General features: G+C 71.6%; 20 protein-coding genes and 1 other RNA gene. 17 read left to right on the plus strand and 4 right to left on the minus strand.

All coding sequences use genetic code 11. The annotated features are described in order from the left end of the window. The 4 genes from Q6347_RS09855 to Q6347_RS09870 all read left to right on the plus strand — a co-directional run bounded on the left by Q6347_RS09855 (position 1) and on the right by Q6347_RS09870 (position 4,777). On the plus strand, positions 1-783 hold the full coding sequence (locus Q6347_RS09855; RefSeq protein WP_304607254.1) for an FAD:protein FMN transferase: 783 nt from the start codon (positions 1-3) through the stop codon (positions 781-783). A gap of 268 nt (positions 784-1,051) precedes the next feature. Then, complete coding sequence (locus tag Q6347_RS09860) at positions 1,052-1,879, plus strand: hypothetical protein (RefSeq protein ID WP_304607255.1); 828 nt, start codon at positions 1,052-1,054, stop codon at positions 1,877-1,879. 127 nt (positions 1,880-2,006) lie between these two features. After that, the gene (cysM, locus tag Q6347_RS09865) at positions 2,007-2,894 is read left to right on the plus strand and encodes a cysteine synthase CysM (protein ID WP_369810844.1); all 888 of its coding nucleotides are present in this window, start codon (positions 2,007-2,009) and stop codon (positions 2,892-2,894) included. Between the two features lie 161 nt (positions 2,895-3,055). Continuing rightward, complete coding sequence (locus Q6347_RS09870; protein WP_304607257.1) at positions 3,056-4,777, plus strand: vWA domain-containing protein; 1,722 nt, start codon at positions 3,056-3,058, stop codon at positions 4,775-4,777. Between the two features lie 96 nt (positions 4,778-4,873). On the opposite strand, the gene Q6347_RS09875 is transcribed toward Q6347_RS09870, so the two are convergent. The 3 genes from Q6347_RS09875 to Q6347_RS09885 form a co-directional block, all read right to left on the minus strand. Beyond that, entirely contained in the window at positions 4,874-5,227 is a 354-nt protein-coding gene (locus tag Q6347_RS09875; protein ID WP_304603517.1) for a hypothetical protein, read from the minus strand. A 70-nt stretch (positions 5,228-5,297) separates the two neighbouring features. After that, positions 5,298-5,990 (minus strand): SRPBCC family protein, encoded by a 693-nt coding sequence (locus tag Q6347_RS09880; protein ID WP_304603518.1) that lies wholly within the window; start codon positions 5,988-5,990, stop codon positions 5,298-5,300. A gap of 52 nt (positions 5,991-6,042) precedes the next feature. Then, complete coding sequence (locus Q6347_RS09885) at positions 6,043-6,828, minus strand: HNH endonuclease family protein (protein WP_304607258.1); 786 nt, start codon at positions 6,826-6,828, stop codon at positions 6,043-6,045. A 111-nt stretch (positions 6,829-6,939) separates the two neighbouring features. Between Q6347_RS09885 and Q6347_RS09890 the strand changes: the two genes are divergently transcribed. The 11 genes from Q6347_RS09890 to Q6347_RS09940 all read left to right on the plus strand — a co-directional run bounded on the left by Q6347_RS09890 (position 6,940) and on the right by Q6347_RS09940 (position 18,167). Next, entirely contained in the window at positions 6,940-8,055 is a 1,116-nt protein-coding gene (locus Q6347_RS09890) for a magnesium and cobalt transport protein CorA (protein WP_304603520.1), read from the plus strand. A gap of 84 nt (positions 8,056-8,139) precedes the next feature. Continuing rightward, positions 8,140-8,595, plus strand: coding sequence for an Rrf2 family transcriptional regulator (locus tag Q6347_RS09895; RefSeq protein WP_304607259.1), 456 nt, complete (start codon positions 8,140-8,142; stop codon positions 8,593-8,595). Positions 8,596-8,639: 44 nt separating this feature from the next. After that, positions 8,640-9,857, plus strand: a complete 1,218-nt coding sequence (locus Q6347_RS09900) for a globin domain-containing protein (RefSeq protein ID WP_304603522.1) — start codon at positions 8,640-8,642, stop codon at positions 9,855-9,857. Between the two features lie 59 nt (positions 9,858-9,916). After that, the gene (locus Q6347_RS09905) at positions 9,917-10,285 is read left to right on the plus strand and encodes an ankyrin repeat domain-containing protein (RefSeq protein WP_171247499.1); all 369 of its coding nucleotides are present in this window, start codon (positions 9,917-9,919) and stop codon (positions 10,283-10,285) included. 22 nt (positions 10,286-10,307) lie between these two features. Further along, complete coding sequence (prfB, locus tag Q6347_RS09910; RefSeq protein WP_171247500.1) at positions 10,308-11,417, plus strand: peptide chain release factor 2; 1,110 nt, start codon at positions 10,308-10,310, stop codon at positions 11,415-11,417. Positions 11,418-11,676: 259 nt separating this feature from the next. Then, positions 11,677-12,579 carry a cell division ATP-binding protein FtsE gene (ftsE, locus tag Q6347_RS09915; RefSeq protein WP_171247501.1) on the plus strand — a complete coding sequence of 301 codons (903 nt, stop codon included), beginning with the start codon at positions 11,677-11,679 and terminating at the stop codon, positions 12,577-12,579. A gap of 3 nt (positions 12,580-12,582) precedes the next feature. Then, positions 12,583-13,494 (plus strand): permease-like cell division protein FtsX, encoded by a 912-nt coding sequence (gene ftsX / locus Q6347_RS09920; protein WP_304607260.1) that lies wholly within the window; start codon positions 12,583-12,585, stop codon positions 13,492-13,494. Positions 13,495-13,500: 6 nt separating this feature from the next. After that, the gene (locus Q6347_RS09925) at positions 13,501-15,054 is read left to right on the plus strand and encodes a M23 family metallopeptidase (RefSeq protein ID WP_304603524.1); all 1,554 of its coding nucleotides are present in this window, start codon (positions 13,501-13,503) and stop codon (positions 15,052-15,054) included. Between the two features lie 98 nt (positions 15,055-15,152). Continuing rightward, entirely contained in the window at positions 15,153-15,659 is a 507-nt protein-coding gene (smpB, locus tag Q6347_RS09930) for an SsrA-binding protein SmpB (protein ID WP_171247504.1), read from the plus strand. 143 nt (positions 15,660-15,802) lie between these two features. Beyond that, positions 15,803-16,171, plus strand: a transfer-messenger RNA (tmRNA) gene (gene ssrA / locus Q6347_RS09935). 199 nt (positions 16,172-16,370) lie between these two features. Then, positions 16,371-18,167, plus strand: coding sequence for a BCCT family transporter (locus Q6347_RS09940; RefSeq protein WP_304603525.1), 1,797 nt, complete (start codon positions 16,371-16,373; stop codon positions 18,165-18,167). 169 nt (positions 18,168-18,336) lie between these two features. Here Q6347_RS09940 and Q6347_RS09945 read toward each other — a convergent pair whose 3' ends face one another. Then, positions 18,337-19,305, minus strand: a complete 969-nt coding sequence (locus Q6347_RS09945; protein WP_304603526.1) for a DUF4349 domain-containing protein — start codon at positions 19,303-19,305, stop codon at positions 18,337-18,339. 175 nt (positions 19,306-19,480) lie between these two features. Here Q6347_RS09945 and Q6347_RS09950 point away from each other — a divergent pair, with 175 nt between their 5' ends. After that, positions 19,481-20,635: an ROK family transcriptional regulator gene (locus Q6347_RS09950; RefSeq protein ID WP_304603527.1), complete on the plus strand. Its 1,155-nt coding sequence runs from the start codon at positions 19,481-19,483 to the stop codon at positions 20,633-20,635. 74 nt (positions 20,636-20,709) lie between these two features. Beyond that, positions 20,710-22,056 carry an extracellular solute-binding protein gene (locus Q6347_RS09955; protein WP_304603528.1) on the plus strand — a complete coding sequence of 449 codons (1,347 nt, stop codon included), beginning with the start codon at positions 20,710-20,712 and terminating at the stop codon, positions 22,054-22,056. The last annotated feature ends 16 nt before the right edge of the window (positions 22,057-22,072 follow it).

The raw sequence follows: 22,072 nt of genomic DNA on the forward strand, positions 1-22,072 counted from the left end.
ATGGCGACCACCCAGCCGGCGGTCCGTCGCCGGGTGGTGCACGTCATGGGGATGCCCGTCAGCGTGGCGCTGCGGGGCCGCCACGCCGAGGGGCCCGCCGCGGACCGGGCCTGGGACCGGGTGGTCGTCGAGCTGCAGCACGTGGACGTCACCTTCAGCACCTACCGGCCCGACTCGGTGATCAGCCGGCTGGCGCGCGGCGAGATCGGCGTCGACGCCCTGCCCGACGAGGTGCGCGAGGTGCTGGCGCTGGGGGAGGAGGCCCGCCGGGCGTCCGACGGCGCCTTCGACGTCGTGCAGCGGCACCCGGACGGCACCGAGACCTTCGACCCGAGCGGCGTCGTCAAGGGCTGGGCGATCGAGCGCGCGGCCCGGCACCTGCGCGACCTCGAGGGAACCGACTACTGCCTCTCAGCCGGTGGCGACATGGTCTGCCACGTGGCCGACGACGACGCCGAGCCCTGGCGGGTCGGGATCGAGGACCCGCACGCCCCGGCGCGGCTCCTCGCCGTCGTGCCGGTGCGGGACGGCGCCGTGGCGACCTCCGGGCTCGCGCACCGGGGTGACCACGTCGTGGATGCGCGCTCCGGGCGGACGCCGACGGCGCTCGCGTCCGTGACCGTCGTCGGGCCGAGCCTGACATGGGCGGACATCGACGCCACGAGTGCCTTCGCGCTTGGTGCCGACGGCCGCGACTGGCTGCGGACGCGGCCGGGGGAGACGGGGCTGGTGGTCTGGGCGGACGGGCGTGCCGAGCCGTTCGCCGGCATCGGGTCCCGATGATCTGCCGGGACGACTGGCGTGCAACGTCGCCGCACGGTGGGGTCCGGCCGCGTCAGAGGCCTACCCGGTTCACGCAATGTCTCGCCTGCCGCACCCCCCCGGCACCCCGGGAGCCACCGGGTGATGAGGGTGATTTCTCCCCGCTGAACGCGCCTCGGTCCTCTTTGTCATCGACGATGGGTCACACGGCGACCGTGCACGTTCGACGCTGACGTGCCAGGGGGGACAAAGGCGTCCCTCGCATCGTGACAGATGGGGTGATGGGGGCGTGGCCCGATCCCGTGGACGACTTGCCGGCCTGGCGCTGTCGGCCGCGTCGGCCCTGCTGGTCGCGGGCTGCCTCGGGGCCGACTACCGCGACCTGCCCCTCGACCTGTCCGCCTGGGACGACGGGTGGCTCGTTGCGATCGAGCCGGAGGAAGAGCTGTGGGTCGGCCTCGACGGCAACAACCTCCACCCCGACCAGGCGTGGGAGCTCGTCGAGGCCGACGACGCGGTGCTGCGCCTGACCACGAGCGAGCACGAGGTGCCGCCGCCCGGGTCGGACCGCCCCGGCGACCCGCACATCTCGACGACCGTCTTCGGGTTCGTCGGGGTGGACGTGGGCCGGACGCCGCTGCGCTTTGAGCTCGTCGTGGACGGCGAACGCGTCGACGTCGCGGAGTACACGGTCGACGTGGTCGACGACGCCTGCGCGGCCGAGACGGCCGCCGTCGCCAACCGCTGCGGCGGGGAGCTGTTCTCCTACCAGCCGCAGTACCTCCAGGCGCTGAACCACGGCGAGCAGGTGAGCCTGGGTGTCGGGGAGGAGGCCGAGCTGGTCCTGCCCGCGAACGCCCTGCACCCGGACACTGCGTGGCAGGTCGCCGAGCACGACGGCGCCGTGGTCACGGTGGACGGCCCGGTCGACCTGGGCCCGGCCCGCTCGTCGGGTGACTTCAGCGAGGTCGACCCGGAGGTGCGGCACTCGTTCCTGCCGGCCTGGCGGTTCACCATCACCGGTACGGCGCCGGGGGAGAGTCCGCTGATGCTCGAGCTGACGGTGGACGGCGAGCTGATCGACGTCTACGAGCTCGTGGTGCGCGTCGGCGCGTAGGTCCAGGTGCTGGTCACGAGGCCGGATCTCGCTGCCGGGCTGCCGCCGGCCACCGGGGCGGCAGACCCCTCGTGGCGACCCCCGCCGTAGACTCCGGCGGGTGAGCAACGCAGCGTCATACCCCACGATGGAGGACGTCATCGGCGACACCCCGCTGGTGCGTCTGCAGCGCCTGCCGGGGCCGGAGAACGAACGCCGCGGCAACGTGCTGCTCGCCAAGCTCGAGGGGAACAACCCGGCCGGCTCGGTGAAGGACCGGCCGGCGATCAGCATGATCCGGGGTGCCGAGGAGCGAGGGGAGATTTCCCCGGGCGACACCCTGCTGGAAGCCACGTCCGGCAACACCGGGATCGCCTTGGCGATGGCGGCGGCGATCAGCGGTTACCCCCTGGTCCTCGTCATGCCCGAGGACGCCTCCACCGAGCGGATCCAGACGATGAAGGCGTACGGAGCCGACCTGGTTCTCACCCCGGCAGGGGGCGGCATGGAAGAGGCCCGCGACGTCGTGACGCGGATGGAGCGGGAAGGCCGCGGTCGGGTCCTGGACCAGTTCGGCAACCCGGACAACCCGCGTGCCCACGAGGTCGGCACGGGCCCGGAGCTGTGGCGCCAGACCGAGGGACGGATCACGCACTTCGTGTCCGCGATGGGCACCACCGGCACGATCACCGGGGTCTCGCGGTTCCTCAAGTCCCGCAACCCCGATGTCCAGATCGTCGGGGCGCAGCCCGCGGAGGGCTCGAGGATCCCCGGGATCCGCGCCTGGCCGCCGGAGTACGTGCCGAGGATCTTCGACCCGTCGGCGGTGGACCGGACGGTGGAGGTCAGCCAGACCGATGCCGAGGAGATGGCCCGCCGGCTGGCCCGCGAGGAGGGCATCTTCGGCGGTGTCTCCGCGGCCGGTGCGTGCTGGACCGCCCTGCAGGTGGCCGAGGAGGTCGAGGGGGCGACGATCGTCTTCGTGGTCTGCGACCGCGGCGACCGGTACCTCTCCAGCGGCGTGTTCCCCGCCTGAGAGTCGCGTGCGTGACGCGCTGGTGACGTTGTCGTGACGCTCTCGTAGGCGCGTGTAGGTCATGGTCGCAAGGTTGGTGGGCGACCGCAGGGTCGCCTTCAAGACCTCAAAGGGAGGGCCGACCCATGAAGCGGTCGATGCGTGCAGGGGCCGTTCTCGGAATGGCTGCAGCGGGGGTGATGATGGCCGGCTACGCGGTGGCGGGGACCGACTCGACGACGCTGGCCAACGGGGCTGACCTGTCGGTGACGGTCAGTACCCCGACCACGGGGGACACGTTCCTGGTCCCGACGGGGTCGACGACCGTCGACGTCCCCGTCGAAGGCAGTGCCTCGATCGGCGAGGGCGAGCCGAACGTGCACTGGACCTATGTTGTCGACGTCAGCGGCAGCACCGGCGCCGGCTGTGGATCGGTCGGCGGCACCGTGCTGGACTGCGAGAAGCAGGCCGTCACCAACCTCAACAATGCGGTGGTCGCCGACGGGTCCGGCAAGGACGTCGGCGTCAGCGTGTTCGGGCGCGGCGGCGCGTCCGCGGACATGAGTGGCGCCGCCGGCAACCAGCCGATCGTGGCTCCGGACGACCCGGGAGTCGACGTCGTCATCGGCTCGATCGTGATCGGAGGCGTCAACCTCTACACCCCGCGCGCGGTCAACCCCAACGACACGAACTTCAGCGCCGGACTGACAGCGGCGGGCACCAGCGTCTCCGCGTCCACCGCCGCGTCCAAGAACGTCGTCTTCCTGTCCGACGGCGAATCCAACCTGGGCGGCGGCAACTTCAATGCGGCAGTTGCCGCGCTGGACTCCGCGGGTGCCACGATCTACTCGTTCGCCGTCGGTAGCGGTGCGAGCTGCGCCGGCGGATCGGACGGCACGCTCCAGGCGATGGCCGACGCGACCGGCGGCACCTGCACCAACGTGCCGAACCCGGCCACGCTGCCCGACATCGTCCAGAACGTCACCGACACCGCGATGACGGACGTCGCCCTCGAGGTCGACACGGTGAGCACGTCCTTCGACACGCTCACGCAGACGCCCCCGTTCGACGGCCCGGGCAGCACGGACTTCACGGCCACCGCGGCCGACCAGGCGCCGGGTGCGCACGAGGTGTGCGCGTCCGCGACCGGCACGGGGCCGAAGAGCGATGCGAGCTCGGAGCAGACGGTCACGCAGTGCGAGACCTATGACGTGTACGCGTTCTCCCTGACTCCCGAGACCGCCACCAACGAGCTCGGGTCGGACAACGAGCACACCGTCACCGCCACCGTGGACGGGCCCGCCGGGAAGCTGGCGGGATGGCCGGTCGAGTTCGCCGTGACCGGGCAGAACGCCGGGGCGAGCGGGACGTGCGCCCCCGCCTCGTGCGAGACCGACGCCGACGGTGAGGTGACCTTCACCTACAGCGTCCCGGTCGAGCCGAACAGCCTGGGCACCGACACCATCTCGGCCACGGTCACCGTCAACAGTGACTCCGCCACGGTGGACGTGACCAAGGAGTGGGTGGACACGACGCCGCCGACGGCCACGTGCGAGCCCGGACCCAACTCGGGCGGACAGATCCCCGCCGCCCCCGGCGAGGGCGGCCAGGGACAGAACCAGGACGGGTTCTACACGATCACGGCGACCGACGACGTCTGGGGCGCTGAGTCCCTCGACGTCTTCGTCATCGACGACGGCACCGGGACCGTCTTCGGCCCCTACGCGAACCCGACCAACCTCAAGTGGACCGAGGCCAACGGGGCCGATCCCATCGAGAAGGCCGGCTCGGGTGCCGTCGACTGGGCGCTGAAGGGTCAGGGCGACGCGCAGATCACCGCCGTCGACGGTTCCGGCAACGTGTCGGACCCCGTGGCCTGCCTCGTCCCGCCCGCCCCGCAGTGACGGCCGAACCGACCGCCCCTGCCTGACACCGGCGTGGCCGGTACCCGGACGTCACACTCCGGGTACCGGCCACGACCACGATCCGCTGCGACGCACCTATTCGTCGATGCGTTCGGGTGCTCCCGACGCGGGGACGCACCACACCTCGATCCGCAGCGTCCGCAGTACCTCGGGTGGGATGCGGCGCACCTTTGGCACCACGTCCTCCGGGACGACGACGGCGTAGCGCGTCGCACCGCTCAGGTCCGTCATGCGCCGGAGCAGCTGCCCGAACATCGTGTCAACGTCGAGTCCGGGACTGCTGGTGTGACCTGTTGTCTCCGCGACGAGCGTCCTCTCCTCGGGGCGCTTCGCGATGACGTCGACATAGCCCGGGTCGTCCAGCGTGACCTTCCAGCCCTGAGCGGTGAGATGGTCGGCGAACCGTCGCTCGACCTCGGTCTCCTTCATACCGATCACCCTCCTCGCTGTCACCGTTGGCTCGTCGACGAGGCATCCTGCTCGTGTCGTGGAAGGCGGCTCAGCCGGACCGCGGCGGAGCGGTCGCCAGCTCGGTGAGCCGGTGCATCATGCGCCAGCTCATCACCGCGCTGACGGTGCTGAGCACCTCGGAGACGGCCCGGTCGACCGGCCGCTCCGACTCGTACCGCTCGCGCATGTGCAGCCGCGTCGCCGGCGCCGGGCCCACGTGCACCGGTTCCAGGTGGAAGGCCCACGTGAAGTCGTGGCCCTCGGGCGCGCCCTCGGCGCCCTGGGACGTCACGACGAGGTCGCTGCCGGGCTTCACCTCGGCCACCCGCAGCGCGACGTCCGGGTGCAGCCGGAAGGCGTCGCCGGGGTGGACGTCCTGCCACTCGGGGTGGATGGTCGTGGCACCGGTGATCTGGCACCCGACGAGGTTCTCCAGCGCCTCGAACGAGTAGAAGCCGGCCTTGTCCTGCCCGATCTGGGCGACCCAGGGCCAGACCTCCGCGGGCGTGGCCGCGATGGTGCAGGCCCGGTCGGCCTGCACGACGCCACCGGTCATCAGCTCGTCGCCGGGCAACCAGGCGCGCGTCTCGGGCTCGGTGGCGCCGAGCCGTCGGTGCGCACCGGTGACGAGCACCGCCGCGCCGGCGGCGAGACCTGCCACGACCGGCGCCGCGAGCGCCGCCGTCAGTGCACGGCGTCGTCCCCGCCGCGGGGCGTCCTGTTCGCTGTCGTTCTCGCCCACGGTGTCCAGTCTGCTCCGAACGCCCGCGGTCGCACGGCGCGGCGGCAGATCGTCAGCAGGATTCGAGAACCCGGTTCATCGCGTCCTTCTCGGGCTGGGTGATCGCGAGCTCGTACGCGGCCTTGACCTCGATCTGGGTGGCGACGTACTCGCAGCGGAACGCCTTGTTCGGCGGCAGCCACTCGGCGGCGTTCGCGGCTCCCTTGGTGCGGTTCTCGCCGGGGTCGACCATGAGCAGGTTCGCCGGGTCGTTGGCGAACTTCTCGCGGCGGTTGTCGTTCCAGTCGTGGGCGCCGGAGATCCACGCGTTCTGCAGGGCGACGACGTGCTCGGCGTCCAGGGAGACGGCCAGGTCGTCGCTGCCGCGCTCGAAGGCGCGGTTCTTCTCGCCGGTGTACGGCTCGACGTCGTAGGTCCCGGACAGGACGGTGCAGCCGTCGTCATCCACCTTCTCGTCGCTCAGGTCGCGGGCGAGCATGTCGTTGCGGGCGTCGCAGCCGTTGCCGTCCGGGTCGGTCCAGTGGTCGAACTCGTCGCGGTCGTAGCCGGTCTGCGGGGCCCTGCCCTTGACGGTGAGCCCGTCGAGCTGCCGGGTGACCTTGGTGACGTCCACCGACCCGTCGGGACTCGCCCCCGAGCCACCGGAACCACCGTCCCCGGAACCACCGTCCCCCGACCCGTCGTCGAGCGAGGCGACGTCCTCGGCGGCGTCGCCGATGACGGCCCTGGCGTCGTCGGCGACGGAGTCCAGGTCGAGGTCCCCACCGCTGCCGGTGACCTGGACGAGGACGAGGGCGACGAGGAAGGCGGCAGCCAGGCCGAGGAGTGTGCGACGCATCCGCACACCCCACCAGGTCCAGGCGACTTCGTCGCGGCGCCCACGCCGGTGCCGCCCCTGCTGGGACGACATCTCGTGCGTATGCTCACGGTCGAGGAGAGGGGTGGCTGCATGGCTGAAGGGGAGAAGGCGGACCCGCCGTCGCGCCGCAGGGACAGGCTGCGCCGGCGGTCGGGCGTCGCGGCGACGCCCGCCGTGGCCGAGGTCCCGCGCCTGACCCGCTACGTCGAGGACGGACGCCCGAGCCCGGCCCCCGAGGGTGCGAGCGTGGCCGACGGGCTGCGGTTCGCCGACGGTGCCTCCGACCGCATGACCATGTCGCTCTACCCGCGGCCGACGACGGCCGCGATCCACGAGCTCGCCGAGGCCTGGGAGCTGCACCCGCTGGTGGTCGAGGACCTCCTGCACGCCCGCCAGCGACCCAAGGTCGAACGCTACGGCGACCTGCTGTTCCTCGTGGTGCGCTCCGCCTGGTACGTCGACGCGGAGGAGGACGTCGTCCTCGCCGAGTTCCACGTGCTGGTGCGCCCGGGTGCCGTCGCCGTGCTCTGCCAGGACGGACGGTGGATCGACGGCACGCCGGCCGAGCGCCTCGACGAGTCGACGTTCGGGTCCGAGGAGGAGGCCCGTGCGCTGCTCCCGGGCGAGGACCTGCTGCGGCTCGGTCCGGAGGCGGTCGTCTACCGGTTCCTCGACGCCATCGTCGACGGCTACACCCCCGTGCTGCAGGGCGTGGCCATCGACAAGGAGCAGATCGAGCGCCAGGTGTTCAGCGGCGACGCCGCGGTGGCCGAGCGCATCTACCGGCTCAGCCAGGAGGTCATCGACATGCAGCACGCGACCTCGTCGATGACGGAGGTCGTCGAGGCGCTGCGCGCGGGGTCCGCCGAGCCCGCCATCGCGACCGAGCTCCAGACCTACCTGCAGGACGTCTCGGACCACCTCACCCGCGCCACCGCGCGGGTGGCGGAGTACCGCGAGGCGCTGGGGCAGATCCTCGACGTCAACGCGACGCTGGTGGCGCACCGGCAGAACGAGGACATGAAGAAGATCTCCGGCTGGGCGGCGATCCTCTTCGCGCCCACCCTCGTCGCCGCCGTCTACGGCATGAACTTCGACGTGATGCCCGAGCTGCACTGGGTGTTCGGGTACCCGATGGCGGTCACCCTGATGGTGGCGTTCTCCGTCGTCCTGTTCGTGGTGTTCAAGCGCGGCCGGTGGATGTAGTCCGGGACGGCCTCCGCAGCCTGTGACGTGATGCACACGGCCAAAAGGCGAATCTGAGATGCGTCTTTAGATACGGTGCCGGACATGCAGCTCACGGCGTTCACCGACCTGGGCCTCCGGATCGTCATGAGGCTCTCCGTGCTCGGCGAGGCCGAGCACGCCACCACCGGCGTGCTCGCCGAGGAGCTGCACGTGCCGGCCAGCCACGCCGCCAAGGTCGTCACCCGGCTCGCCCGCCTCGGCGTCATCGAGGCGCGCCGCGGTCGCGCCGGCGGGCTGCGTCTGGCCGACGGCGCCGAGCGCCTGTCGATCGGTCGCATCGCGCGGGACCTCGAGGGCGACGGGGAGGTGGTCGACTGCGAGGGGGCGAACCCGTGCCCCCTGCGCAACGGCTGCCGGCTGCGCGGGGCGCTCGCCCGCGCGCGCGAGGCCTTCTTCGCCGTCCTCGACCCCCTGACGATCGCCGACATGGCCGCCCCACCGACCCGGTCCGTCCTCCTCACCCTCGGAGCCGGACCGCCCGCCGGGTCGACGCCGTGACGTCGCCCGCCACCCTGCAGGTACCCGAGGAAGGATCCCTCCCGATGCTCACTGCCGAGTCCACCGCCGTCGTCCGTGCCACGCTTCCCGTGGTCGGGGCCGCGATCGGCGACATCACGCCGCTGTTCTACCGCAAGATGTTCGCCGCGCACCCCGAGCTCGAACGCGACCTGTTCAACCGGGGCAACCAGGCGCAGGGCGACCAGCAGCGGGCGCTCGCGGCCTCGATCGCCGGGTACGCCACGCTCCTCGTCGACGAGGACGGGCCGGACCCGAGGTCGGTGCTCGCGCGCATCGCCCACAAGCACGCCTCGCTCGGGATCCTCCCGGAGCAGTACCAGATCGTGCACGACCACCTGTTCGAGGCGATCGCGGAGGTGCTCGGCGACGCCGTCACCCCGGAGGTGGCCGCGGCGTGGGACGAGGTCTACTGGCACATGGCCGAGGCGCTCATCCAGATCGAGCAGGGGCTCTACGACGAGGCGGGTGTCGCCACCGGTGACGTCTGGCGCTCGGTCCGGGTGCGGCGTCGGGTCCAGGAGTCGCCCGACACCATCTCGCTGGAGCTCGCCGATCCCGACGGTGCCGCCCTGCCCGCCGGCCGGCCCGGCCAGTACCTGTCGGTCGCCGTCCGCCTGCCCGACGGCGCGCGGCAGATCCGGCAGTACAGCCTGACCGGCGCGGCGGACACGGGCGCGTGGAGCGTCTCGGTGAAGGCGATCCCCGCGTCGCACGACGGCGACCGGATCGCGCCGGCCGGGGAGGTGTCGAACCATCTGCACGCCACGGTCTTCGAAGGGGACGTGCTCGAGGTCTCGATGCCCTTCGGCGAGCTCCGGCTCACCGAGAGCACGCGGCCGCTGGTCCTCGTGTCCGCCGGGATCGGCATCACGCCGATGATCGGGTTCCTGCACCACCTGCGCCGCACCGGCACCGACCGCCCCGTGACGGTGCTGCACGCCGACCGGTCCCCGGCGCGCCACGCGCACCGGGCCGAGCTGGCCGGGCTGGTCGACCAGATTCCCTCGGCGACGCTGCACCGGTGGTACGAGGACCTCGGCGCCCGGCCCGTCGGCGACGGCCTGCGCCCCGGCTACCTCGACCTCGACGGCGTCGACCTGCCGGCCGACGCGGACGTCTACGTCTGCGGCCCGCTGCCCTTCATGAGTCTCGTCCGTGGCGAGCTCCTGCGCAGGGGCGTCCCGGCGGACCGCATCCACCACGAGGTGTTCGGTCCCGGCGAGGAGGTGGCGGCCGCTTGAGCCGTCGGGCCGGGCCGGCGGGGCGCCGTCGGCCCGGCCCGGTCCACTAGGCTCGAGGTATGGCCGACGACAAGCTCCCCGTCGATCTGAACCAGATGTTCGAGCTGGCCCGGGCCGGCGCCGACCTCCTGCTGGAGTTCGTCGACGCCGGCGTGCCGGTGGACCACGCGGACGCCCACGGCAACACCCTGCTCATGCTGGCGGCGTACCACGGGCACGCCGACCTCGTCCGCGGTCTGGCCCGGCGCGGGGCGGACGTGAACCGGCTCAACGAGCGGGGCCAGTCGCCGCTCGCCGGAGCCGTGTTCAAGGGCGACCCCCACGTGATCGACGTCCTCGTCGAGGCCGGGGCCGACGTCGACGCCGGCCGACCGAGCGCCCGGACCACGGCCGAGATGTTCGGTCAGCCGGTGCCGGGGGAGTCGTGAGCGAAAGGTAGGCTGGTTCCTCGTGGCCACTATCGACTTCCCCGCCGAGATCAAGGGGCTCCGCTCCACCCTCGAGTCCATCGAGTCGGTGAGCGACCCCTCTGCCCTGGAGGCGAAGATCGCCGAGCTCTCCGAGCAGGCGGCCGCTCCCGACCTCTGGGACGACCAGGAGAACGCGCAGCGGGTCACGTCCGCGCTCTCGCACGCGCAGGACGAGCTGGAGCGGGTCAAGCGGCTGTCCCAGCGGATCGACGACGTCGAGACCCTGGTCGAGCTCGGCCACGAGATGGACGACCCCGACTCCCTGACCGAGGCGGAGTCCGAGATCACCGCGCTGCGCAAGGAGCTCGACTCGCTCGAGGTCCGTACCCTGCTCAGCGGCGAGTACGACGCCCGCGAGGCCGTCGTGACGATCCGCGCGGGCGCCGGTGGCGTCGACGCCGCGGACTTCGCCGAGATGCTCATGCGCATGTACCTGCGCTGGGCCGAGCGCCACGGCTACCCGGCCAAGGTCATGGACACCTCCTACGCCGAGGAGGCGGGCCTGAAGTCCGCCACCTTCGAGGTCAACGTCCCCTACGCGTTCGGGAACCTGTCGGTCGAGGCCGGCACCCACCGCCTGGTGCGCATCTCGCCCTTCGACAACCAGGGGCGGCGCCAGACGTCGTTCGCCGCGGTCGAGGTCATCCCGCTCATCGAGCAGACGGACCACATCGAGATCCCCGAGAACGAGCTGAAGATCGACGTGTTCCGGTCCTCCGGGCCAGGCGGCCAGTCGGTGAACACCACCGACTCCGCCGTGCGCATGACGCACATCCCGACCGGCACCGTCGTGTCGATGCAGAACGAGAAGTCGCAGATCCAGAACCGCGCCGCGGCGCTGCGCGTCATGCAGTCCCGCCTGCTGCTGCTCCGTCAGCAGGAGGAGGCCGCGAAGAAGAAGGAGCTCGCCGGCGACATCAAGGCGAGCTGGGGCGACCAGATGCGCTCCTACGTCCTGCACCCGTACCAGATGGTCAAGGACCTGCGCACCGAGCACGAGGCCGGCAACACCCAGGCCGTGTTCGACGGCGCGATCGACGAGTTCATCGAGGCCGGCATCCGCTGGCGCCGCAACCAGTCGGAGAACTGAGGTCCGTCCGGCCCGGCCCTGACTCGGCGCGTTCCGCCCTGACTCGCCACGGTCGGGCCTGACTCGGCGCGTTCCGCCCTGACCCGGCACGAGGTGTGCCGGCCCGGCCCACCGGACAATCCCGGACGATTGCGGCCAGCAACGGACCGGTGCCCGCGACACGCCGCGTGTCTGCCGTCGGGGGCAGGATCTCGCGTGCGACTCTCGGATCGGGTGAACGCCTGCGCCTGGCAGGCATCCACCCGGTGGGAGGTACGCCGTGATCCGGTTCGAGAACGTCTCGAAGGTCTATGCGCGGGGGGCGCGACCCGCGCTCGACGACGTCTCCGTCGACGTCGAGCGGGGCGAGTTCGTGTTCCTCGTCGGCGCGTCCGGCTCCGGCAAGTCCACCTTCCTGCGGCTCGTGCTGCGCGAGGAGCGCCCCACCGGCGGACGGGTGTACGTCGCCGGGCGCGACCTGACCCGGCTCTCGCCCTGGCGGGTGCCCGGTCTGCGTCGCGGCATCGGCATGGTCTTCCAGGACTTCCGGCTGCTGCCGAACAAGACCGTCTACGAGAACGTCGCCTTCGCGCTGCAGGTCATCGGGCGCCCACGCCACCACATCCGCACGACCGTGCCGGAGGTGCTGGAGTGGGTGGGGCTCGACGGCAAGGAGAAGCGGCGGCCGCACGAGCTGTCCGGCGGGGAGCAGCAGCGCGTCGCGATCGCCCGCGCCTTCGTCAACCGCCCCAAGATCCTGCTCGCCGACGAGCCCACCGGCAACCTCGACCCGACGACCTCCCAGGGCATCATGCGGCTGCTGGACCGGATCAACCGCACCGGGACCACCGTGGTGATGGCGACCCACGACGACGAGATCGTCAACGAGATGCGCCGCCGGGTCGTCGAGCTCTCCACCGGGCACGTCGTGCGCGACGAGAAGGACGCCGTCTACGGCCGCCGCGAGGAGATCCTGCCGCAGGTCGGTCCCGTCGCCGTCCTGGACGCCCCCGGGCGGGGGGTGCCCGCCCGCCGCATCTCGGTGCGCCCCGAGCCCGGTGACGTCGCCGCGGAACGTGCGGCCGACCAGGCCGCGGCCCGGGGGGTCGACCCGCCGCCGGCGGAGACCGACGACGAGGAGGTCCGGGCGATGTCGGGGGCGTCCCGGGCCGAGGAGGCCTGAGCGGTGCGCCTGCAGTTCGTCTTCGGCGAGGTCCTGGGTGGTCTGCGCCGCAACGCCACGATGGTGGTCTCGGTGGTGCTGGTGACGTTCGTCTCCCTGACGTTCGTCGGAGCCGCCGCGCTGCTGCAGGTGCAGATCGACAAGCTCAAGGGTGACTGGTACGACCTCGTCGAGGTCTCGGTCTTCCTCTGCCCCGAGGGTTCCACCGAGCCGACGTGCGCCGAGGGCGAGGCCAGCCCCGAGCAGATCAGCACCCTGGAGCGCACGATCAGCACCGAGCTCGACGGCGTCGTGTCCACGGTGTACTTCGAGTCGAAGACCGACGCCTTCGAGGCCTTCTCCGCCCAGTATCCCGACGGCTACCAGGGCACCCAGCTCACCGCGGACGACATGCAGGCCTCGTTCCGCCTCCAGCTCGCCGACCCCGAGCAGTACCAGGTCGTGGACGAGGTGCTCTCCGGTCGGGACGGCGTCGAGGTGGTCGAGGACCAGCGGGCGATCTTCGACCCGCTGTTCCTGGCGCTGAACCGTGCCTCGCTGGTGGCCGTCGGTCTCGCCGTCGTCATGCTCGTCGCTGCGGCGCTGCTGATCATCACCACGATCCGGCTCTCCGCGGTGTCCCGGCAGCGCGAGACCGGGATCATGCGGCTCGTGGGTGCCTCGACCCTGTTCGTCCAGCTGCCGTTCATGCTCGAGGGCGCCATCGCGGCACTGCTCGGGGCCGTCCTGGCGGTCGTCGGGCTCTGGGCGGCCGTGCAGTACCTCGTCGTCGACTGGCTCGCCGCGTCGGTGGACTGGGTCGAGCACGTGACCCCGGCCGACGTGCTCACCATCGCCCCGCTGCTGCTGGGCCTGGCCGTGGCGGTCGCCGCCGTCTCCTCCGCCGTGACCCTCCACCGCTACACGAGGGTGTGATCCGCCGTGCCCGACGTCGTCCGCCTGCGCCGCGCCCTCGCCGGGGTGCTGGCCGCGCTGCTGCTGATCGGCCCGACGGCACCGGTCGTCGCCGACGAGCTCGACGACCAGCGTGCCGCCGCGGAGGAGCAGCAGCGCCAGAAGCGCGAGGAGCGCCAGGACCTGCAGCACGAGCTCGAGGACACCAACGACAAGTTCGCCCAGGCGGTGCTCGACCTCAACGAGGTCGAGGGGCGTCTGCCGGTGGCGCAGGCCGAGCTCGCCGAGGCGCAGGCCGCCCTCGCCGAGGCCCGCCGCAAGGCGGCGGTGCTCGCCGACCGGCTCGCCGACGCCGAGGACGAGGAGAAGGCCGTCGCCCAGGAGATCGAGGCCGGCGAGGGCAAGGTCGAGGAGGCGCGGGACGACGTCGCCGCGATGGCGCGCGAGGCCTACCGCCGCGGGGACGACGCCAGCACCATCGGGTTGGTCACGGGGGCGCAGTCCACGGAGGAGTTCCTCGACGACCTGTCCGTGACGGCGTCGGCCGCGCGCAGCCGGTCCCGCTCGGTGACCGAGCTGCAGGAGGCCGAGACCGTGGCCCGCAACCAGCAGGCGCGGCTCGACGCGATCCGGGAGACGATCGCGGTCCTCAAGGCCGAGGCGGACGCGAACGTCGTGGTCGCGCAGGAGGCCGAGCAGCGGGCGGCGGAGCGCAAGGCCGAGGTGGAGCGGCTCATCGAGGAGCAGAAGCGGCTCAAGGCCACGATCGCGGACCAGCGGGACGAGACGATCGCGGAGCTCGAGGAGAACGAGGCCGAGCGCGACCAGCTCCAGTCCGAGATCAAGGACATCATCGCCAAGCAGGCCGAGCGCGACCGTCGGCTCGAGGAGGAGCGCAAGCGTCGTGAGGCCGAGGAGCGCCGACGCCAGGAGGCCGAGGCACGCCGGCAGGCCGAGCGCGAGGCCGAGCAGCGCGCCGCCGAGCAGCGTGCGGCGGAGCGCGGCCAGCAGGACTCCGGTGGCGGGTCGGGCCAGGGCGGCGGGGGAGGCTCCGGCTCCGGCGGCGGCTCGGGCGGCGGGGGCGGCTCCGGCTCGGGCGGCGGTTCGGGCTCCGGCGGTGGCTCGAGCGCGGGTGGCGGAGGCGGGTCCAGCTCCGGCGGCTCGTCGACCCCCTCGGGTCCGTTCCTGGGCTGGCCGACGAACTACCGGGTGGTGACCAGCAGCTACGGCATGCGCTACCTGCCGATGTACGGCTACACCCGGCTGCACGCGGGCACGGACATCCGCAGCTACTGCGGCACCCCCATCTACGCCGCCCAGAGCGGGTACGTGGAGCAGGCCTACTACGGGTCGAGCCCCGGCAACAACGTGCTCATCAACCACGGCAGGCACCGCGGGGACAGCGTCATGAGCCGGTACCTGCACCTGTCGCGCGACGTGGTCTACGTCGGGCAGAAGGTCTCCAAGGGCCAGGTGATCGGGTACTCCGGGAGCAGCGGGTCCTCCGGGGCGTGCCACCTGCACTTCGAGGTGTGGCTCAACGGCAGCACGGTCGACCCGATGCGGGGCTGGCTGAACTGACCTGCGGAGCGGCGTGACCGCCCTGAGCGAAAATCCGCTGGTCCCGGGTCCGAGGCCGCGTATCCTGGAGCGTCGCGTCACCCAGGGAGGAGGAGACCGTGTCCAACAAGTCCAAGGGCGCCAAGAAGAAGCAGCAGTCGGCGGACCCGCGCCAGGTCGTGGCGAACAACAAGAAGGCCCGCCACGACTACGTGATCGAGGACGTGCTCGAGGCCGGGATCGTCCTGTCCGGGACCGAGGTCAAGGCGCTGCGCATGGGGCGTGCGTCGCTGGCCGAGAGCTACGTCACCGTCGACCACGACGAGGTCTGGCTCGAGCACGCGCACATCCCCGAGTACTTCCAGGGCACCTGGAACAACCACGCGCCGCGCCGTCGACGCAAGCTGCTGCTGCACCGCGACGAGATCGACCGCCTCGGGGTCAAGTCCCGGGAGAAGGGCAAGACGATCGTCCCGCTGCGGCTGTACTTCCTGGACGGGCGGGCCAAGCTCGAGATCGCGCTGGCCCACGGCAAGAAGGAGTTCGACAAGCGCCAGGCCCTGCGCGAGAAGCAGGACCTGCGGGAGGCCCAGCGCGCCATGCGACGCCAGGAGCTGCTCGGCTGACGGCGCTGCGGCGCACCGTGCCGCGGCTCGCGGCGGCGCTGCCCCGGTGCGGAAATATCTGTGCGACCTGGGGCGTTCATCCACTACGATGGACAGACCGGCGGTGGTCCGCCACGGCCGGTGCGGATCTTGACAAATCCATAGGGGCTGATCGGTTTCGACGGTGGTCGTGCTTCCAGGGGAAGCGGGCCGAGGATGCAGTGCTCATCTCGTTAACGCTTGCCTGCAAACCTATAGGTGCCGATAACAAGCGCACCGACTTCGCCCTCGCCGCCTGAGCGAGCTCCGAAGTCCGTGAGCCCGGGAGCGCTCTCGACCCGGTAGCTCACGTCATCTAGAGAGCCACTGCTCGTCGCCCTCGTCATCGGGGCGACGGGGACTTCCAGATGACTGGGCCCGTCCGCACCTTGTCTGCGTGAGTGCGGGGGCCGAGAAAATCGCAGCAGACTGCGCCCGGAGAAGCCCTGGAAAAGCGCTACCGGACCCGGGTTCGATTCCCGGCAGCTCCACTCGTCACGACGAAGGCCCGCCTGACACCGCGTCAGGCGGGCCTTCGTCGTGCCCGCGGGCCGCGGTCGGTCAGGGAAGACGGCCGGCCCGGCGAGTCCGACGAATTCGCGCTTGCGGTGGACAGCGTGGTCCACCTTCGCCAAGGTGGACGAATCCCGGCGTGACGGGGACCACCCGCCCGAGTGCGAAAAGAGGTCGGCCATGGCCGAAGCACGACTCGACAGGCTCGCCCGGCGGCTGGGCCTGGAGACGAACCCCACGATCTTCTTCACCTCCGCCGGCCTGATGGTGCTGTTCCTGCTCCTGCTGCTGGTCTTCCCCACGCAGATCGGTGACGCGTTCGGAGCCGGCCGGGAGTGGATCGTCACCAACCTGGGCTGGTTCTTCATCATCGGCGTGACGTTCTGGCTGGTGTTCCTCGCCTACGTGGCCCTGAGCAAGTACGGTCACCTGCGCCTGGGTGACAACGAATCACGGCCCGAGTACTCGAACCTGTCGTGGTTCGCGATGCTCTTCGCCGGCGGCATCGGCACGGTGCTGATGTTCTGGGGCGTGGCGGAACCGATCTCGCACTTCTCGACGCCGCCGTTCGACGACGTGGCCCCGTACTCCGCCGAGGCGGCGAGCGACGCGATGTCGATCTCGCTGTACCACCTCAGCCTGCACACCTGGGCGATCTTCACGTTGCCGGGCCTGGCCTTCGGCTACTTCGTCTACCGGTACAAGCTGCCGCTGCGCGTCAGCTCCGTCTTCTACCCCTTCCTCAAGGAGCGCATCCACGGACCGATCGGCAAGACGATCGACATCTTCGCGGTGCTCGGCACCCTGTTCGGCCTCGCGGTCTCCCTCGGTCTCGGTACCTCCCAGGTGGGGGCGGGGGTCAACGCGCTCTTCCCCAGCATCGAGAACGGCACGCTGCTGCAGGTCGTCGTCATCACCGTGCTGACCATCACGGCCGTGAGCTCCATCGTGGCCGGGCTGGACAAGGGCGTGAAGCGCCTGTCGAACATCAACATCCTCATGGCCGTCGGCCTGATGATCTTCGTCCTCATCGCCGGGGACACCCTGTTCCTGCTGCGCCAGATCCCCGAGAGCGTGGGCGTCTACGCCCAGGACCTCATCGGGCTGGCCTTCTGGAACGACGCGATGTCGCAGTTCACCAGCGAGGGAGGCTGGGGCTGGCAGGGTGGCTGGACGGTCTTCTACTGGACGTGGACCGTGACCTGGGCGCCGTTCATGGGCGTGTTCCTGGCCCGCATCTCCAAGGGCCGCACCATCCGGCAGTTCGTCGGCGGCGTGCTCATCGCCCCGTCCGTGTTCACCATGGTGTGGTTCGTCATCTTCGGCTGGTCGGCGATGGAGCTCGACGGCATCGGCGGCAGCGGAGGCGCGATCTCGGAGGCCGTGGCCGACAACGTGGCGCTGGCGATGTTCACCTTCTTCGAGAACTACCCGGCGGCCACCCTGGTCTCGGGGATCGCCGTCATCGTCGTCGCCCTGTTCTTCGCCACGTCGTCGGACTCCGCGTCCCTGGTGGTCGACATGCTCTGCGTGGGCACCGCCGACTCGGGCCCCACCCGGCAGCGCGTGTTCTGGGGAGTCAGCGAGGGCATGCTGGCCGCGTCGCTGATCATCCTCGGCGGGGTGACCGGCCGGGACGGTCTCGCCGCGCTCCAACAGGTGATCACGGTGATCGGGCTCCCGATCTTCATCCTGAACTTCCTGATGGTCTTCAGCCTCTACAAGTCGCTGCGGACCGAACGCCATACCGCCGTCGAGGCCCAGTTCGCCGGATTGATGGCCCGATGGCGCTTCATGGGGCGCGCCGGCGCGGGGCAACGCGGGGCGTCGGCACGTGCGGCCGCGCTGCAGGGGGCCGCGGTGTCGTCCGGGGCGACGACCGGGAGCGCTGCGGCGACCGAGCGCTCCGCAACCGGCAGTGAGGAGCCGCCCGAGACGGGGCCCGGGGAGCCGGACACCGGGACCAGGACCGACTGACCGGTCGCCGCCGCACGGCGGCGCGACCGAGGTCGCAGGGCCGAGGGGGCCCGGGGCATGACGTCCCGGGCCCCCTCGGCCGTGCACCAGACCTGCGCGCGACCTGCTCGAGGGGCGGGCGTCGTCCTGCCGGCGCACCCGGGTCCGCCGGCCCGGTGGCCGGCTGCGGTCAGCCGACCAGCTCGGGTTCGCGGTCCGACGCGCCCGTGCTCGGGGCGGGCGACCCCGGACCCCGGGGGTCGTCCTCGCCCCGGCCCGGCCCGGACGGGGGAGCGGAGGACCGCCGCCGACGCAGGAACCACACGATCAGGCCGACGGCACCGATCGGCAGCAGCCACGGCAGCAGCACGCCGAGGACGAGCACGACGGTCTTCGCGGCGGCCACGAGCGCGCTCCACCCGGTCTCCAGCCCGTCGACGAACCCGCTCGCCGGCGCCGTCACCGGAGCCGTCCGGGGGGTGATCTGGATGTGCAGCGTCGACATCGCGACCTGGTCGCTGAGCGCCTCGCGCTGGGCGACCAGGGAGTCCAGCTCCGCCTGGCGGGCCGCGAGCTCACGCTCGACCTCGAGCAGGTCCTCGGTCGAGGTCGCCTGGGACAGCAGCTCGTCCAGGCGCTTCGTGGAGGTCGTCAGAGCCGAGATCCGCGCGTCCAGGTTCTGTCCCTGCCTCGTGACGTCGTCCTTCGTGACCTCCACGTGCTGGACGGTCGCGAGCTCCGAGAGCGCCTCGACGGCGCTGGTCGTCCGTGCCGCCGGGATCCGCACGGTCATCGACGCGGGGCCCGGCTCGCCGTCGAGGTCGGGCGACTCGGTGAGCTGGTCGACGCGTCCGCCGGCCCCCTCGACCATCCGGGTCAGCTCGGCCGTCGTGCGGGAGGGGTCGGGGGAGGTCATCTCGATCCACCCGGTGACCACCACCTCGCGGTCGACGGCGGCGGTGCGGTCCGCCTCGGTGACGACGGACTCCTCGGCGACCGCCGCGGCGTCGGCGGCGGACGTGCTCGCCACGTCGTCGGTGGCGGTGTCCACGCCGACGGAGACGTTCTCGTCGGAGCCCGTGCAGGCGGCGAGCCCGAACGTGAGGATCGCAACGACGGTGAGGGCGGTGGCTCGGCGACCGAGTGCGCGGGTCGGCATGACCCCGACTCTAGGCCCCTGACCAGCGAGGATCCGGTCCTTCGCACCGATCGTGATGCGACCGTGCCAGGACCGTGACATCCGGCCCGGGACGAGTCCAGGGCAGGTAACGATCAAATAACGAAGGGCTCCGTACGATAGACAGGCGATCTGTAAGGACGCTCTACTAACAAACATGACCACGACAACGACGCGCACCAGCCGACGGGGCCTGGGCGGCGGTCTGCGAGCGACCTCCAAGGTGCTCCCCGAGCACGCTCGGGCGCACAACCGGTCGCTGGTGCTCCAGCACCTGTTCCACGAGGGGCCGACCTCGCGGGCCGGCCTCTCCCGGTCCACGGGCCTGACCCGGGTCACGGTCTCCGACCTCGTCGGCGTCCTGCTGGCCGAGGGCCTGGTCGAGGAGCTCGGGACGCAGCCCGGACGCCGCGTCGGCAAGCCGGCGATCCTCGTGGGGATGCGGACCGACGCGTACCAGATCGTCGGGCTCGACCTCTCCGACGACACCGTCCTGCGCGGCGCCGTCCTCACCCTCACCGGCGAGGCCGTCGACCGCCAGGTCCTGCCGGTCGACGGCCGGCGGGGACAGGACCTGGTCGACCTGCTGGCCCGGTTCGCCCGGCGCCTCGTCGCGTCGGCGACCCGCCCCGTCATCGGCATCGGTGTCGGTTCGCCGGGCGTCGTCGACGACACCGGGCGCGTCGTCGAGGCGCCGAACGTCGAGTGGAGCGACCTGCCCCTGGCCGCGCTGCTCACCGACCGGCTCGGCCTCCCGGTGCACGTGGCCAACGACGCCAACTCCGCGGCGCTCGCCGAGTACACCTACGGCGGGGGCGGCGACTCGATGATCGTGCTGACCGTCGGCAAGGGTGTCGGCGCCGGCGTCATGGTCGACGGTGCCCGCGTGCACGGTGCCGGTGACGCCGCCGGAGAGCTCGGGCACGTCACCGTCGTCGAGGAGGGTGGTCAGCCGTGCGCCTGCGGGCGGCGCGGCTGCCTCGAGACGGTCCTGTCCGCCCCGGCGCTCCGGCGCGCGACCGAGGGGCTCGACGCGCACCAGGCCGAGGCCGTGCTGGCCGACGTCGGCCGCACGCTCGGCAAGACCCTCGCGCCGGTCGTCGGTGCGTTGAACCTCGGCGAGGTCATCCTCGCCGGCCCGCCCGAGCTGCTCGCGGAACCGCTCCGGACCGCGGCGCTCGAGACCATCACCGCGCGGACCATGCCGGCCACCTCGGCCGGCCTGGACCTGCGCATGGCCGCCCTGGACGACGACGTCGTCCTGGCCGGGGCGGCCGTCCTCGTCCTGGGCGCCCAGCTCGGCGTCTCGTGACCCGTCCCTCCGAACCTCATCCATCGGCGGCGCGAACAGAGCCGTCCCCGCAACACCGTGGAAGGAACCATCCCGTGAAGAGAACCCGACTCGTCGCCGCCGCCGCGGCCTCGACGATCACCCTGACCCTGGCGCTGACGGCCTGCAGCAGCGACACCACCGACACCGGCTCGGAGGGCACGGAGACCGAGGCTGCCGGCGAACCGGAGGCCGCCGACCTCACGATGTGGGTGGCCGGTGGCGACACCCCCGACGAGCTGCGCGAGTACCTCGTCGAGACCTTCGAGGCCGAGAACGAGGGCTCGACGCTGACCATCGAGGAGCAGGACTGGGGCGACCTGGTCACCAAGCTCACGACCGCGCTGCCCGACGCCGAGAACACCCCGGACGTCGTCGAGCTCGGCAACACGCAGGCCCCGACCTTCACCAACGCCGGCGCGTTCCGCGAGATCTCGCCGGAACTCTACGAGGAGCTGGGCGGGGACAACCTGCTGCCGTCCTTCGTCGAGGCGGGCTCGGTCGACGGCACCGTCTACGCGTTGCCCTACTACTTCGGCTCGCGCTACATGTTCTACCGCGCGGACATCTGGTCGGACGCCGGCCTCGAGGTCCCGACGACGCTCGACGAGTTCGGCGCGGCCGTCAAGGAGCTGCGCACCGACGACATGTCCGGCTTCGCCCTCGGGGGCCAGGACTGGCGCAACGGCATCTCGTGGATCTTCGCCCACGACGGCGAGCTCGCCGTCAAGGAGGGCGACGAGTGGGTCTCCACCCTCTCCGACGAGAACACGATCGCCGGTCTCGAGCAGTGGCAGGACGTCTACCAGGGCGCCTCGAACCTGCCGGCCACCGACCGCGACGTGGCCTACTGGGACTTCCTCAACGACACCGCCGAGGGCGGCGCCCCGGACGCGGCGACGATCATGGCGCCGGGCTGGGCCCGCTGGTCGATCGGTGACCTCACCGAGAACGACGAGGGCGAGGAGGTCCGCGACGGCATGGCCGACGCCTCGACGTTCGACATCTTCGCCCTGCCGGGTGTCGACGGCGGCGTGGCCCCCGTCTTCGCCGGTGGCTCGAACATGGCGGTCTCGGCCCAGTCGCAGCACCCCGAGCTGGCCGAGAACCTCCTGCGGGTCATCTACTCGGACGAGTACCAGACGATGCTCGCCGAGAACGGCCTGGGGCCGGCCAACACGGAGTTCACCTCGGTGATGGAGACCGACAAGTTCGGTGAGGTCACCGTCGAGACCGCTGAGAACTCGAAGCTGACGCCGGCCGCCCCGGGCTGGGCCGCCGTCGAGGGTGCCTCGGTCTACGAGGAGCTCTTCCAGAAGATCGCCGAGGGCGGTGACGTGGCCGAGCTCGCCGCCGAGTACGACGAGACGATCACGCCGATGCTCAACGGCCAGGCGGGCTGACGACCGGCTCGTCACC

This window comes from Isoptericola sp. b408 (assembly GCF_030588085.1).
GTDB lineage: Bacteria > Actinomycetota > Actinomycetes > Actinomycetales > Cellulomonadaceae > Isoptericola > Isoptericola sediminis.